This window comes from Hydrogeniiclostridium mannosilyticum (genome assembly GCF_003268275.1).
In the GTDB taxonomy this organism is placed as follows: Bacteria; Bacillota; Clostridia; order Oscillospirales; family Acutalibacteraceae; genus Hydrogeniiclostridium; species Hydrogeniiclostridium mannosilyticum.
Genome location: NZ_QLYR01000010.1, coordinates 75,013 through 89,479, shown reverse-complemented (window position 1 = coordinate 89,479; position 14,467 = coordinate 75,013). Strand labels below are relative to the sequence as shown.

The window sequence follows — 14,467 nt, the reverse complement described above, 5'->3', positions numbered from 1 at the left end:
GCGAGTTTTACAGCATGTTAAAAGAAGCAGCCCCTTCGCAACGGCTGGGCCGCCCGGCACTTTCATTTCAGCCGTTGGGATTGGAGCAAATCCCACAGGTGCGGCGTTACTTGAAAGGCTGGCCGTACCGTACCTGTGACGCAACCATCGGTGGGATATTTATGTGGCGGGATTATTTTTCGGCTGAGTTTGCCGTTGAAGAGGATACCCTTTATTTTAAGACGAATTATTTAGACCATGAAACGGCGTTTACGCCCCCGTTAGGTCCTGACAGACGGCTGGGTTACGAGCGGATTACCGCCTACTGCCTGGAAAAGGGCCTGCCGGTCCGCTTTTGCACAGTTCCGGTGGAGGAATTGGAGATTTTGCAGGAGGTGTTTGGGAAGGACCGCCTAGATATGCACGCAGAGCGGGATTGGTCGGACTATTTATACAACAGCGCGGATATGGCCTGCTTTGCGGGCAGAAGGTTCAGCGGCCAGCGGAATAATATGCATAAGTTTGAAAAGGCCTGCCCAAATTGGCGCTTTGAAATAATACAGCCGGAAAATCTGGCAGCGGCCCGCGACTTCTTCCTGGCCTATGAGGGCCAATATGCGAAGGAGTCGGACCTGGCCCGTGAGGAGGCGCGCAAGGTCCTGGAGGTGCTGGAGCATTATGAGGCCTATGGAATGCTGGGCGGTATGCTCCTTGGTGAGGACGAGGTCATTGGGATGTCGATGGGTGAAATTATTGCGGACACGCTTTATGTTCACATCGAAAAGGCAAGCCGCCGCTACCCGGGGAGCTATCAGATGCTGGTCAACCAGTTTGCCAAGGCCTTTGTCACCCCGCAGGTGGCTTACGTCAACCGGGAGGAGGACGTTGGCGATGAAGGGCTGCGGACCTCAAAGCTTTCCTACCATCCTGTCGCCCTGCTGGATAAATATACGGTCGAGATCCGGTAGCAAATGAAAAAGAGAACCGGCAACGCTGCCCGGCTGTGAACCAGAACCGCCCGCTCCTGGAGCAGGCGGTTCTTTTGTGAGAAATTATCAGTATGCCCCTTGTAAACGCTGCCGGGATCCCGTACAATAGCAGGTACAGTCAGCTTGGTGCAGCCAGGCCGCAAAGGGAGGAAAGGCTATGTTTTATAAACCGGAAAAAGGGGGAATATGGGACCCCTCGGTCTTGTACTTTAAGGGGAAGTACTATGCGCTTTGCATGTATTTCCGCCCGGAAAGTGAAAAATGGGACGGCATGTGGGCCGCTGAGTCGGAGGACGGCGTGCACTGGAAGGATGTGGGCTGTGTCCTGACGGCAGAGCATGACGTCTACAAGATGTTTGCCTATATCTGCGGGGACAAATGCCTGATCAACTATGGCTCCAGCCGTACAATCCCCGGAAAGGACAATGACACACTGTATTTTTGTGAGTCGGAGGATATGAGGACCTGGACGGAGTTCCTGGAAAACCATCCCGACAGCCGCTGGTATAAGGCCTCCGGGCGCTGGGACCATATGTATGTGACGCCGAAGGATGATGGAGCGGGCTACTGGGGTTATGTAGTTGCCACCCCTCTTCCGGAGTACCATTCCGCCTGGGGCCTGCTGGAATCCCCGGATGGCTATTGCTGGGAGATCCTGCCGCCGCCTGTGATTGAGTGGGGGAAGCTGCCTGAAATCGGTATGCTGGAAGGCGGTGGCTGTGAGAAAATTGGAGACAGCTATTATTATATCGGAGGCGCCGGCGGCTATGCGCGCAATGGCGGCTATGGCCTCTATACCTTCCGCTCTGCTTCACCCACGGGGCCGTTTTATCCGGATGAAACGGCGTTTCGCCTTTGCGGTTTCGACCGTTTGCCGGGGCGGGTGTTCACCCAGAACCTGGCGGCTTTCTGCCGGGGTGAGAACGGTGAGCTGCTGGTCAGCAACGCTTTCGATGCCGGCGGCACGGGAAATGTTTGGCTGCTGCCGATGCGGAGCGTGGTAGTAGATGAAGAAGGCCACCTGCACCTGGGCTACTGGGAGAAAAATGATCGGGCTAAGGGCAGGCCGCTGCCACTGGAAAATTGCTATAACACCCTGATCACCGAGCGCCCGGGCCGGAGAGGAACAGGAGAGGGCGGCAGGCTTGAGGTGCGGTCCAGGACGGAGCTGCTCATTGCGTCCGATCGGGATCACCCGGGGTTTGCCCTGACGGATGCTTATACGCTGGCGGTCCAGACGGCGGAATATGACCTGGAGCAGGGCATTCTGGCCCAGGGGAACTTTACGGCGGCGATCAATCCTGCCGGTATGGGCGAAAATGCCTGGCCGGATTGCTGGCGGAATGCCGCGGTTGGCCTCTACATTGAATATGAAGGCCGCGCTTCGGGGCTGGCGTTTCTGCTTGAGCTTGGGCACCCCTATCATCGGACCTCCACGGTGGAGACGCTGACCCTGGAAGCGTTAACCGTGCACAACGAGGTTTTGGACGTAACCGGCGAGGGCTGTGCGACGCTGCGCGGTGTGGATGCCGGGGCGCTGCATGGGTTCAAGCTCTTTGTGCGCGGCGTAATGGCAGAGCTGTATGTGGACGGTCTGCTGGTGCAGAGCTTCCCCCTGCTGGATAAGGCCTCCGGCAGAGTGGGCTTTGTTGCCCGCAATGCCGAGTGCCTGTGGGAAGAACTGGAGGTCTACCAGCTGGACGTATAAAACCATTTTTGCCTACTGGAAAAGAGGGAAATTTAATGATTCGAGATTTAGTGGAAAAAAGCAGGAGCTTTCGAGGCTATGACCCCTCATACCGGCTTACGGAGCCGGATCTGCTGGAATTGGTGGATTGCGCCCGCCTAACGCCGTCCGCTATGAACCGGCAGCCACTCAAGTACTATTTGGCATGGGAGCAGGAAGAGACTGCGGCCATCCAGGCGCTGACAAAATGGGCCGGCGCCCTCCAGCAGGTGACGCTGCCGCATGCGGGGCATTATCCGCCGGCGTTTATCGTCATTTGCCAGGATATCCAAATCAGTGCCTCGCTGAACGCCTTTTTAAAGGATGTTGGAATCGCTGCACAGACCATGCTGCTTGCGGCGGCGGAAAAGGGCCTTGGCGGCTGCATGGTCGGCAATTTTGTACCGGAAAGCATACGCGAGGCCCTGGGGCTCCCGGAGACGCTTGTCCCCCAACTGATTGTGGCGGTGGGAAAACCCGATGAAACCGTCGTGTTGACTGGTATGCCGGAGGATGGCAGTACAGCCTATTACCGGGATGAAAACGACGTCCATTATGTACCAAAGCGGCCCCTTGCCGAGCTGGTGATCCCGCATACCGTTGTTCAGGCTGGAGCGGACAGCCGGGGGTGAGCGTCTGGAAACAGGCGCCTTTTGAGAAATTCCTGACTGAAAATTAGACAAAAAAGGAGCGGCTGCACGTGTGCAGCCGCTCCTTTTTCATTTAAAGGCTCATTTTGCCAATCATTTAATGGATGTGTAAAAATAGGAATGGGAAGCACGGTGGGTCTTGCCGGTAGGGAGAAGAATTACCGGCTTGGAAAAGACGATCGGATCCCATATTTTATAGGTTCTTTAGTTGTATTCCGCTTTATCAGCATTGCAGCTCACCGGAGGCAGTGGTCAGCTCCGTGCCGTCGGGCAGCAGCACACGAATCGGTACCGCAGGAGCTTTTACCTGAATGTGCAGGGCATTTTCGGCGGCGTCCATCTGCCAGGAAACAGAGACCATCCCCTTCGGGGTGGGAACCGTGCCGGACAGGGAAGAAAGGCCGCAGGGATAGGGGCGTATGACAATTTCCTCCCATCCTTTTTCCGCCGAAGGCTGAACCCCCAGGTTCATGCGGACATATTCAAACAGCGGCACCGCGCTCCAGGCGTGGCAGTCGCTGCGGCTATCCCCCGGCGTTTCCGGCATGGTGGTGAGATGGCGGGCCAGAATCTCACGATAGGGGGCCCAGATAGAAGCACAGCGCTCGTAACGTCCCGCCTTCTCCAATGCGCGGAAGAGATAGAAATGCCATGGGAAGGTGCAGGCCAGGATCCCCTCAGCACTCAGCGCGCGGTCCATCAGCTCTGCGGCAGCCGGGCCCTGAATGAGGCCGGTTAATACGGCAAGCGCCTGTGCGTGCTGGCTGTACTGCTCAAAGCCCGGCCCCTCCCGCAGGAGGCCCTTTTCAGTGTTCCAGCAAAGCCTTTTCACTGCGCAGCAGACGGCATCGGCGCGCTCCGTGTATTCGGCGGCAAGAGCGGCGCGCCCTGCGGCCTTAACAAGCTGCGCGGCTGTTTGCAGCGCCAGCGCGTAGGTAAGGTTGTGAACGGTGGAGGGGCCGGCTGCCACGGCAGACGGTGTGCCGCGGTCTTTGTCCCACTCCGGTACCCAGTCGCAAAAATCCCAGAAGCCTGCCTTTTCCATCAATCCGTCGCTGTTTACGCGGCGGTCGAAATAAGCGAGAATACGATCCATGGTGGGCAGGTAAAAACGAACGGTCCCGGTGTCCTGTGTTTGAACCAGATAATCCTCCAGCATAAAGATCCAATGGAAGGAAAAGGAGGGGATGACCTGCGTCCGCGCGCAAGGGTAGCGGGATTGCAGCAGCCCGTTCGGCAGCTGAGAACAGTGAAAATCCCAAAGGACACGCTGTGCCATGCGGGTATCGCCGGACACGGCATAGGTAAATAAAATTTGCAGGCGGGTGTCCATAATATATTGCAGCTGTTCATAGTAGGGGCAGTCCTCGTGGGTTTCGTGCATGCAGCGTTCGAGCGTGCGCAGGGAAATTTCCCAGAGCTGGCTCATCTCATCAGAGGGAAGCTGCAACCGTGCCTGAATGTCAAGCGGATAGCCCGTGCAGATCATGTCCGGCCTTTGCAGAGTGACGGGCACCTCTCCGGCAATGACCTCAAGCCGTACAAAGCGGAAGGTCATAAACCAGAAGCTGTCCCATTCGGTCCAGGCGGCAGAGGGGAGAAGCTCGCAGCCCATGCCTGCAATGGAGGGGCGGCCGCTGGCGCCGAAGAGCACGCCCGCTTGCGAGTTGTCGCGGGCAAAGCTTCCCGGGCGCACGGCTTCATCGGCAGGGAAATACCGCTCTGCACAATAGAGTAAAATCCGTCCGCCGGTTCCCTGTGCGGCTAAACGGAGGTAAGCGGTACTCTCGCAGCCGGCGTCCAGCTCCAGGACGGCCCGGGTGTGGGGCTCGACAACAGCCAAGCCCTTTTCATCGAAGACAAGGCGCTGCTCCCCTTCGTGGCTGGGCATCTCCCGGACAAAGCCGGCCTCCTGCTCATACATGTTTGGAATGGGGCGTGGCTCCAGCGGGATAAAGGATTGCTCACCATAGGGGTTGACGCCCGCCTCAAAAAAGCGCTCTGTCCGCGGCCAGCCCAGCGGCTCCGCGGTACGCCAGCCTGCGGGGCTCTGGGCGAGGTCGTTGCGCTCCCAGTCAAAGGTATATAAGGTGTGGGTGCGCAGAAACAGGCCCTCGTCGGGAACCGCGGTCCAGCCGGCAGTTCCGGTCGAAAGGTCCTGACAGCTTCCGCTTTTACCGGCCACATGTCCACACAGCAAAAAAGCCGGGCCGGTTCCGGTGGAAAAAACGGATGGAGTGGCGCGCGCCATGGACTGTGTTGCCTCACCGGCGAAAGCAACCACACGCGCGGTAATGGCATTCAGGCCGCTTGTCAGATAGGGGGCCAGGTCAAGCGTTTCGTAATAGTGGTTAAAGTGGTCTCCCTTTGCCGGCCCGGCACAGACAGGCCTGCCGTTTACATAAAGGCGGTAGCGGTCGGCGGCGCTCAGGTTTACCACCGCTGTTTCCGGCTTTTCAGCCAGCTGAAACTCCAAACGGAAATAGGCGGCCCGTTGCTCACGTGTGCTGGTTGCCTGCGGGCGGACCCACCAGGAACCGTTCAGGCCGTTTCCGGTCCATTCATTTCTCATTGTATTCCTCCCTGTTTTTTCTGCGTCGCTTTGATATAGGCCCATTATACGCCCATGCGTGAACGCCGTAAAGAGGGGAATTTGCAAAAATCAAATTTAAAGCATTTTTCTGCCTTCGGGGGCCGGAATTTGCCGGAGCTTGTAGGAGGGGGCTCAAATTACCAGTGATTCACTTGGGTTTTATGTAAACCAATTTGATTGGGGGATATTTCGGTGGGAAATGTTGAAAACTACCCTTCTGAACAGAAAAAAATAATATTTATGCGGGTTCCACGCTTAAATATGGTTGAAAACTCGGTGGAAAATGTTCAAAACTATTTTTTGCAGGCAGGAATCATAAAATTTTATTTTAGATTATGTAAAGTAGGGCTTGACTTTTTTGTAAAATGTTATCTTGGTCCTGTCAACGGCTAAACCGGAGGCGAATGATAAATTTAGATTGATGTTCCCGGTTAAATATGTTATAATTTCAAAGTAAATAAATAGTTAGCGGTAGTAATCCAGCCGCTTTTTCAGAAATAGATTAATATTAATGAAAGCAAGGGAGTGCTGACGGTGATTAATGGAAATGATTTGAGAAACGCCATTATTTCAGGTGCCAACAATATCGCGGGGCATAAAACCCAGGTGGATGAGCTGAATATTTTCCCGGTTCCGGACGGGGACACAGGAACCAATATGAGCATGACGATGACTGCGGGCCTAAAAGAGCTTGTCAAGAGCGACGGCGGCACGGTAGGAGCGGTGGCTCATACGGCGGCATCGGCACTGCTCAGGGGGGCGCGCGGAAATTCGGGCGTCATCCTCTCGCTTTTATTCAGGGGCTTTTCCAAGGGCCTGGAGGGGCTGGAGGCCGCCAGCGGCTCCGATCTGGCCAATGCTCTGGGCATGGGGGTTGAGGCTGCCTATAAAGCAGTCATGAAGCCGACGGAGGGCACCATACTGACGGTTTCCCGTGTTGCCTGCGAAAAGGGCAAGGCCGCTGCGGAAATAGACGACGACGTCGTCTATGTATGGAGCGCCATTTGCAAGGGCGCGGCGGAGGCCCTGGAAGAAACGCCGGAGCTGCTGCCTGTTTTGAAGAAGGCAGGGGTTGTGGATGCAGGCGGAAAGGGCCTGTGTTATATTTTTGACGGTATGATGAGTGTCTTTAAGGATGGCGTAGTGGTCGCAAGCGATGCCGCGGAGCCTGCCGCCGAAGCCGGCAGGGACGATTTCTTCCGCAATGCGGCTGCTGAGTTTGACCAGGTGATTAACTTCACCTACTGCACCGAGTTTATTGTGGGGCGCGATGCCGGGTGTGCCAAGGAGCCCCAGGAGCTCCGCGCTTATTTGGAGGGGATCGGCGACTGTGTCGTCGTAGTCGATGACGACGAGATTATCAAGGTCCATGTACACACCGAGGATCCCGGCAACGCGCTGCAGGCCGGCCTGACCTTCGGACAGCTGCTGACGGTCAAAATTGAGAATATGAAGGAGCAGCACCGCCTGGCGGCGGAGGCTAACGAGGAGGCCAAGGCAAAGGCCAAGAAGGAGCTGGAGCGCGTGGAGCCGGCAGAGGAGATCGGCTTTGTCGCGGTGGCTGCCGGGGAGGGCCTTGAAACCCTGTTTACGGATCTGGGCTGCGCACAGGTTGTCAGCGGCGGACAGACCATGAACCCCAGCACCAACGATATTGTGGCCGCGGTGCTTGCAACCCCGGCAAAAAATGTGCTGGTGCTGCCCAATAATAAAAATATCATTATGGCGGCGGAGCAGGCCATTCCGCTGGTCACGGACCGCAAGGTGATTGTTCTGCCGACCCGTACGGTGCCGCAGGGGCTTTCCGCTATGCTGGCCTATGACCCGGATATGTCCATTGAACAAAATACGATTACCATGATGAAGGCCGCCGGTAATGTTGCTACGGGCCAGGTCACGTTTGCGGCCCGCGATTCTGAGTTTGGCGGGCATAAAATCAAGGAAGGCGACATCCTCGGCTTGGAAAACGGCAAGCTCACGTTGATTGAAAAGGATATTGTCCACACGTGCAGCAAGCTGACAAGATCCATGGTTTCGCGGACCACTTCTTTTATCACGATTATTTACGGCGCGGAAGTTACTGAGGAGCAGGCAAATGATGCCTATAACCGTATTAAGAATAAGATCAGCAGCGACATTGAGGTAACGCTGGTCAACGGCGGGCAGCCGGTCTATTACTTCATGGTCTCTGTAGAATAACCATGTCACTTTACGGCAAACCGATTCAAGATTTAAAGGGCGTCGGCGAAAAACGCGCCCGGCTTTTTCAAAAGCTGGGCGTCTTTTCCGTTGGCGCTTTATTGCGCTTTTACCCGCGCGCTTATGAGGATTTAAGCCGTCCCCTCTCTATCCGCGAGGCCTGCCCAGGCGAGGTAAGCGCTGTTCGGGCGACGGTGCTGCAAAGGCCTGCCGAGACGAGGATACGCGGTGGAATGACGCTCTATAAATGCACCATTACGGATGGGGAGAGCGATTTGTTTCTCACCTTTTTTAATAATCCGTATATTAAGAACCTATTAAAAGCGGGAGAGGAGTATATCTTTTACGGCAAGGTAACTGCCAGCTTTTTAAAAAAGGAGATGGCTTCGCCGGAGTTTTTTCCCGCAGCGGACTGTCCTGCCATTCGGCCCGTCTACCGGCAGACAGAGGGGCTTTCTAGTAGGCTGATCCAAAACGCGGTAAAAAATGCTCTGCTTTTGCTGCCGTCAGAGATTAAAGACCCGCTGCCGGAGCCTCTGCGCACGCGGTACGACTTATGCAGCCTGCGCACCGCCCTGGAGGAAATACATTTCCCGCCCTCCCAGGGGGCGCTTCTCCGGGCGCGCAAAAGGCTGGTTTTTGAGGAGCTTTTTGTATTGCAGCTGGGGCTGTTGAAAATGAAGGGGCGTGCGAGATGCGAAAGCAGCCTGCGCTTTACGCAGAATTTCACCCCGGATTTTTACCGCTTACTGCCCTTTCAGCCGACGGGCGCGCAGCAGAGGGCGGTTGGCGAGGCAATGATGGATTTACAAAGCGGCAGGCCGATGAACCGGCTTGTTCAAGGGGATGTGGGCAGCGGTAAAACGGCGGTAGCCGCCGCCCTTTGTTACAATGCGGCATGCAACGGCTTTCAGTCGGCGCTCATGGCGCCTACAGAGCTGCTGGCCCGCCAGCACTACCAGACGCTGGCTTCAATGATGGGAGCGGATATTCAGGTTGCTCTGCTGACGAGCTCTACGCCCGCGGCGGAGAAAAAGGAGATTTTGCAAGCGCTTGCACAGGGGGGGATTTCCTTGCTTGTGGGCACGCATGCGCTGCTTTCAGAGCAGGTTGCCTTTCACCGGCTGGCGCTGGTGATCACCGACGAGCAGCATCGCTTCGGTGTGGAACAGCGGGCGGCGCTGGCGGCAAAGGGGGACAACCCGCATTTGCTCGTCATGAGCGCGACCCCTATTCCCCGCACGCTGGCATTGATGATTTACGGGGATCTGGATCTTTCGATTTTGGACGAGCTGCCGCCGGGCCGGCAGAAAATTGAAACCTACGCCATTACCAGCGAAAAACGCCTGCGGGCGCTTGGCTACCTGCAAAAGCATATTGACCGGGGCCTGCAGGGGTATATTATTTGCCCGATGATTGACAATGCGGGCGAAGACGGCGCCGCTGGGGACCGAAAAAGTGTGCTGGACTATGCCCAGCGGCTGCGGAAGCTGATGCCCGCTGCACGGATTGGGCATCTTCACGGCAGGATGAAGCCCAAGGAGAAGGATGCCGTGATGGATGAATTTGCCGCGGGGCGGTTGGATGTGCTGGTTTCCACCACCGTGGTGGAGGTGGGGGTCGATGTGCCCAACGCGGTGATTATGATGATTGAAAACGCGGAGCGCTACGGGTTGTCACAGCTGCATCAGCTGCGTGGGCGCGTTGGGCGGGGCACGGAAAAATCGACCTGCATCCTGGTCTCAGATGCGCAGAATCAGGAGGCGGTAACACGCTTGCAAACTATGTGCCGGACCAGCAACGGCTTTGAAATTGCCGATGAGGACCTTAAGCTGCGAGGGCCGGGCGACTTTTTCGGTTCACGCCAGCATGGCCTGCCGGAGTTGAAAATCGCCAATATGATGGAGAATATGGAGGCCCTGAAGCAGGCTCAGCAGGCAGCCCAGGAGCTTCTGCGGACCGACCCGGGCCTGGAGGAAAAAGCGCACGCGGGGCTGCGGGCGGAGGTTGCCCGGCTTTTTACCGCTATGAATGGAAATTAGTTGCGAAAAAGAGGAGCTTTATGGAAAAGGCGGGGAGGAAAAACAGAATGTGGTTTGTTTTCGCGTTGCTTTCAGCCTGTTTTGCAGCGCTTACAACAATTTTAGCCAAGGTTGGTATGGATGGGGTCAACTCGAACCTGGCAACGGCAATCCGCACCGTAGTGGTGCTGGTCATGGCCTGGGGAATGGTGTTCCTAACCGGCGCGCAGCAGGGAATTTCCGGCATAACACCCCGCGCGTGGATCTTTTTGACGCTTTCAGGCCTGGCAACGGGGGCTTCCTGGCTGTTTTATTACCGGGCCCTGCAGCTCGGCGATGCCTCGCTGGTAGCGCCGGTCGATAAGAGCAGCCTGGTCATCACGATTCTGCTGGCTTTCATCTTCCTTCATGAGGCCATTTCCTGGAAGGTGATTCTTGGCAGCGCGCTGATTGCAGCCGGAACCTTCGTGCTGATTTTATAAAAACAATAGAAGCTTTGGCTTTTCCCGGCAGGCCGGGGCGAGGTAAGCTTAAAAAGGGGGGACAGGCATTGGAACTGATAATCGGCGGTACCGGCCAGGGAAAGCTTGATTATGCGCTTTCACAGTCCGGCTGCCAGGGGACGCCGGAGCAGTTGGTCGACGATGGCGTTTTAACAGGAAAGCCCATATTGAACCATTTTCACCTGCTCTGCCGCAGGCTGCTCCAGGACGGAAAAGCGGTTATGCCGGTGGCGGAGGAGCTGGCGCGGCGGGAGATTGTGATTGTGTGCGACGAAATCGGCTGCGGCGTCGTGCCCATCGATGCCTTTGAACGCCGCTGGCGTGAGGAGACCGGCAGGGCCTGCTGCTACCTGGCGAAAAAGGCAGAGCGTGTGGTGCGCCTTTATTGCGGTGTGCCAGAGGTACTGAAACCTTTGCGGACGGAGGCTGTGGCTGCCTTTGAGGAAGAGGCCCAGCGTTATTTGCAGGGAGACTCCTGTACAGCCTACCGCTTTTTGGGCGCTCAGCCGATGGGCGCAGCACAGGCCGGGATCCGCTTTACGGTATATGCGCCAGCGGCTAAGCAAGTGGGTTTAATTGGCTCCTTTAACGGCTGGCGTCCTCAGCCGATGAAGCGGCTGCCCACTGGCTTTTGGGTGCTGGAGTCAGCTTCCGCGCGCGTGGGGGACCTCTATAAATACCGTATTACGACCGCGCAGGGCGAAAGCTTCGACCGGGCGGATCCAATGGCTTTTTATGCGGAAAAGCGCCCTAATACAGCCTCCAGCATTTATTTGCTCAGTCAATATGTTTGGCAGGATCAGGCCTGGCGATCGGCGCATAAGGATATAGGGGCCAAGGGCTTTGACCGTCCGCTGTCCATTTATGAGGTGCATGCCGGCTCCTGGAGAATACATGGCGAGCGCGGCGGCGAGCGGTTTTACACCTATGCGGAGCTTGCGGACACCCTGCTCCCCTATGCGAAGGAGAATGGCTTTACACATATTGAATTTTTGCCGCTGGCGGAGCATCCGCTGGATGCCTCATGGGGGTACCAGATGTCCTCCTGCTTCAGCCCCACCAGCCGATATGGAGAGCCCGCCGGTCTGATGTATTTTGTAGACCGCTGCCATCAGGAGAAGATCGGCGTTATCCTTGATTTCGTTCCCGCCCATTTTATTCCGGATTTTTATGCGCTTCAGCAGTTCGACGGCAGCTGTTTATATGAAAGTGAGCAGGCAGATGCGCGTTACAGCGAGTGGGGGACGGTCTATTTTGATTTTACCAAACCGCATGTGGTCAGCTATGTAAAGTCGGCGCTGGATTTTTGGCTGACGGTCTACCATTTTGACGGCATACGCTACGACGCCGTCTCGAACCTGCTTTATGTAAAGGGCTGCGAGGAGCTGGGCAGGCATGAGGCGGGCATCTGGTTTTTAAAAAACACAAATTATCAGTTGCAGCAGCGCCATCCCGGCGCAATGCTGATTGCAGAGGATTCCTCCCTGTTTGCGAAGGTGACGGCTCCGGTGGCCTATGGCGGGCTGGGGTTTGACTATAAATGGGATCTGGGCTGGATGAATGAAACCCTGCGTTACCTGGCGCTTCCGCCCGCCCGGCGGGAGCAGGAACGAGCGCTTTTTGAGCACGCCATGCGCTATTTTTACCAGGATATTTTTCTGCTGCCCTTTTCCCACGACGAAGTTGTGCACGGTAAAAAAACAATCATTGATAAGATGTATGGCTCCTATGATGAGAAATTCGCCCAGCTTCGTACGCTGTATCTGTACCAGTACACCCGCCCCGGCAAGAAACTGAATTTTATGGGCAATGAGCTGGCTGAATTCCGGGAATGGGATGCGGAGAAGGAATTGGGCTGGAACCTGACGGATTATCCGGCCCACCAATGCTTTACCCGCTTTTTTTCGGCTTTGCAGCATTGCTATTTAGAGCAGCCAGCGCTTTACCGCGGCGATTATGATGCCCGCAGCTTTGCGTGGCAGGAACAACCGGAGGCGGTAGGGCCGCGGGCCTGTGTGTTCCAATACCGGCGGGGAGCAGGGGAAACGGCCCTGCAGGTGGGCCTCAATTTCTCTGCTCAGGAGCAATGGCTCACTCTGCCTGCGCGGCCCTCGGGCTATGAGGTTATACTTTATACGGAAGCGGCTGTCTTTGGTGGCGGTTGCCCTGATGTTAAGGCGCTTGCCCCGGAGCCGGTGCGGGGGCAAGCGGGTTGCCGTGTTCGCATAGCGGCTTACAGCGGTATTCTGCTGAAAGCAAAGGAGGCGCCGGGCGGTGAAGGCGGCCATGCGTCTGAGGCAGGAAAAGCCCGGTAAACAACAAAGGCCGGTGGATGAAAAATCCACCGGCCTTTATTTGCGCGTCAAGCCATGGCTATGAACAGGGAAAAAATCCATATAGAGCCGGCACACTGCAGATGCGCTTATTCCACAGCGGCTTTTTTCCGAAAAAGGTCGCGCAGCGCCTTTGCTGTTCGTTTGTAAATACGCCCGCGGCGCTCCGGCCGCTGCAAACCTTTTTGGGGCTGCGAGTGTTCAGCTCCATCATTCATAATTGGAGAATATCCTTTTCATAGCCCTTTAACAAGGAAAGCCGCCTTGTGGCGCGGTTACCGCCGGAGCGCTCTGGGGACGCCGCGGGAAGGAACCAGGCTCTCCGGGCGCGGGACGGCCCTGCATTTTTGATTGGCCGAGGCCCAAATAGACGCCGGGCTTGGCATCAGGTTTACCGGGTGTGCGACCAGTCGAGCAGGGATTGGAAGCTTCCGCGAAAGAGAAAAGAGGTTCCGTTCTTATTCTGGCCAATCTCCTCAAGCCCCATCTTTTTTAATATACCCATAGACTTAAGGTTGTTTTTATGGGCGTACGCCTCAACGAAAGCGGGCTCTTCCTCTAAATTTTCCAGCGCATAGGCGTAGAGCCTTCTGAAGATGGCGTGTTTATGCTGATAGGGAGCGGCAATCTGAATTTCCTCCATCATAAAAAGCTCTTTGTCCGCGGAATATTGAAAATACCCAACGATATGCTCCGGATCCCCTGCATAAATCAAAATGATCCGCCGTGCCGTGCTGTTGAGTCCTTCCGTAACCGCCCGCTTCCAGGCGGCATAGTCCTTGCTTCTGGGGTTGCCGGTTGGGGCAATGGCCGACATATTACCAGCAAGGATCTGAAAGAGGCTGGCGGCATACACGCTGAAGGCCGCCTTTTCCAAATAACGAAAACAAACGCGCATCATAGGGCTCCTGTCTGCCGGGCTGTCAGCGGCAAAAATGCTCGATGTAGTTATCAAGGCAGGTGGTGATAATCCGGCGGGCCTCCTCCGGCCCTTCTTCCTCGTCCACGACGGTTTCTTTGCCCTCCAGGCTCTTATAAACAGAAAAGAAGTGGCGCATTTCACTGAAAATATGGCCGGGCAGCTCATCAATATGCTTATAGGAGCTGTAGGTAGGATCGTTGAAGGGAATGGCAATAATTTTTTCATCCAGCTTACCGCTGTCGAGCATCTTGATTACCCCAATGGGGTAACAGCGTACCAGGCTAAGCGGGTGGATGACCTCGCTGCAGAGTACCAGCACGTCAAGCGGGTCGCCGTCGTCTGCCAGGGTGCGGGGGATCAGGCCGTAGTTGGCGGGGTAATGCGTGGAGGTGTGAAGAATGCGGTCCAAGATAATAGAGCCCGTTTCCTTGTCGAGCTCATATTTGTTTTTGGACCCCTTCTCAATTTCAATTACTGCGATGAAATCGCTTGGACTAATCCGGGAGGGGTTGATGTCGTGCCAGATATTTGCCATGCTTGTGGACTCCTTTC

The 14,467-nt window shown here is 56.0% G+C and carries 11 protein-coding genes; 8 read left to right on the top strand and 3 right to left on the bottom strand.

Translation table 11 applies throughout. The features are described 5' to 3' along the window. Positions 1–14: 14 nt before the first annotated feature. From DPQ25_RS12145 to DPQ25_RS12135, 3 genes are all read left to right on the top strand, one after another. On the top strand, positions 15–947 hold the full coding sequence (locus DPQ25_RS12145) for a DUF2156 domain-containing protein (RefSeq protein WP_112333446.1): 933 nt from the start codon (positions 15–17) through the stop codon (positions 945–947). Positions 948–1,125: 178 nt separating this feature from the next. Beyond that, positions 1,126–2,676, top strand: a complete 1,551-nt coding sequence (locus DPQ25_RS12140; RefSeq protein ID WP_112333445.1) for a hypothetical protein — start codon at positions 1,126–1,128, stop codon at positions 2,674–2,676. Between the two features lie 35 nt (positions 2,677–2,711). After that, positions 2,712–3,326, top strand: coding sequence for a nitroreductase family protein (locus DPQ25_RS12135; protein WP_112333444.1), 615 nt, complete (start codon positions 2,712–2,714; stop codon positions 3,324–3,326). 241 nt (positions 3,327–3,567) lie between these two features. Here the strand turns inward: DPQ25_RS12135 and DPQ25_RS12130 are convergent, their stop codons facing one another. Further along, on the bottom strand, positions 3,568–5,916 hold the full coding sequence (locus tag DPQ25_RS12130) for an alpha-L-rhamnosidase-related protein (protein ID WP_177577053.1): 2,349 nt from the start codon (positions 5,914–5,916) through the stop codon (positions 3,568–3,570). A gap of 213 nt (positions 5,917–6,129) precedes the next feature. Between DPQ25_RS12130 and DPQ25_RS12125 the strand changes: the two genes are divergently transcribed. The 5 genes from DPQ25_RS12125 (at position 6,130) to glgB (ending at position 12,975) form a co-directional block, all read left to right on the top strand. Further along, positions 6,130–6,330: a hypothetical protein gene (locus tag DPQ25_RS12125; protein ID WP_112333442.1), complete on the top strand. Its 201-nt coding sequence runs from the start codon at positions 6,130–6,132 to the stop codon at positions 6,328–6,330. Positions 6,331–6,471: 141 nt separating this feature from the next. Then, positions 6,472–8,136 (top strand): DAK2 domain-containing protein, encoded by a 1,665-nt coding sequence (locus DPQ25_RS12120; protein WP_112333441.1) that lies wholly within the window; start codon positions 6,472–6,474, stop codon positions 8,134–8,136. Positions 8,137–8,138: 2 nt separating this feature from the next. Further along, positions 8,139–10,178 carry an ATP-dependent DNA helicase RecG gene (recG, locus tag DPQ25_RS12115; RefSeq protein WP_112333440.1) on the top strand — a complete coding sequence of 680 codons (2,040 nt, stop codon included), beginning with the start codon at positions 8,139–8,141 and terminating at the stop codon, positions 10,176–10,178. A 47-nt stretch (positions 10,179–10,225) separates the two neighbouring features. Then, positions 10,226–10,639, top strand: a complete 414-nt coding sequence (locus DPQ25_RS12110; RefSeq protein WP_112333459.1) for an EamA family transporter — start codon at positions 10,226–10,228, stop codon at positions 10,637–10,639. Between the two features lie 68 nt (positions 10,640–10,707). Continuing rightward, a complete protein-coding gene (gene glgB, locus DPQ25_RS12105) occupies positions 10,708–12,975 on the top strand; it encodes a 1,4-alpha-glucan branching protein GlgB (RefSeq protein ID WP_112333439.1) in 2,268 nt (755 codons plus the stop codon). Positions 12,976–13,384: 409 nt separating this feature from the next. On the opposite strand, the gene DPQ25_RS12100 is transcribed toward glgB, so the two are convergent. Both DPQ25_RS12100 and DPQ25_RS12095 read right to left on the bottom strand, forming a co-directional pair. Next, the gene (locus DPQ25_RS12100; protein WP_112333438.1) at positions 13,385–13,891 is read right to left on the bottom strand and encodes a hypothetical protein; all 507 of its coding nucleotides are present in this window, start codon (positions 13,889–13,891) and stop codon (positions 13,385–13,387) included. Positions 13,892–13,916: 25 nt separating this feature from the next. Then, positions 13,917–14,450 (bottom strand): inorganic diphosphatase, encoded by a 534-nt coding sequence (locus DPQ25_RS12095; RefSeq protein ID WP_112333437.1) that lies wholly within the window; start codon positions 14,448–14,450, stop codon positions 13,917–13,919. Positions 14,451–14,467: the final 17 nt, after the last annotated feature.

What these genes read in the sequence shown, in the direction of transcription:
- DPQ25_RS12145 (WP_112333446.1), top strand. Translation starts at nt 15, where the DNA reads ATGTTAAAAGAAGCAGCCCCTTCGCAACGGCTGGGCCGCCCGGCACTT.
- DPQ25_RS12095 (WP_112333437.1), bottom strand. Translation starts at nt 14,450, where the DNA reads ATGGCAAATATCTGGCACGACATCAACCCCTCCCGGATTAGTCCAAGC.
- DPQ25_RS12130 (WP_177577053.1), bottom strand. Translation starts at nt 5,916, where the DNA reads ATGAGAAATGAATGGACCGGAAACGGCCTGAACGGTTCCTGGTGGGTC.
- DPQ25_RS12140 (WP_112333445.1), top strand. Translation starts at nt 1,126, where the DNA reads ATGTTTTATAAACCGGAAAAAGGGGGAATATGGGACCCCTCGGTCTTG.
- DPQ25_RS12135 (WP_112333444.1), top strand. Translation starts at nt 2,712, where the DNA reads ATGATTCGAGATTTAGTGGAAAAAAGCAGGAGCTTTCGAGGCTATGAC.
- recG (WP_112333440.1), top strand. Translation starts at nt 8,139, where the DNA reads ATGTCACTTTACGGCAAACCGATTCAAGATTTAAAGGGCGTCGGCGAA.
- DPQ25_RS12110 (WP_112333459.1), top strand. Translation starts at nt 10,226, where the DNA reads ATGTGGTTTGTTTTCGCGTTGCTTTCAGCCTGTTTTGCAGCGCTTACA.
- DPQ25_RS12100 (WP_112333438.1), bottom strand. Translation starts at nt 13,891, where the DNA reads ATGCGCGTTTGTTTTCGTTATTTGGAAAAGGCGGCCTTCAGCGTGTAT.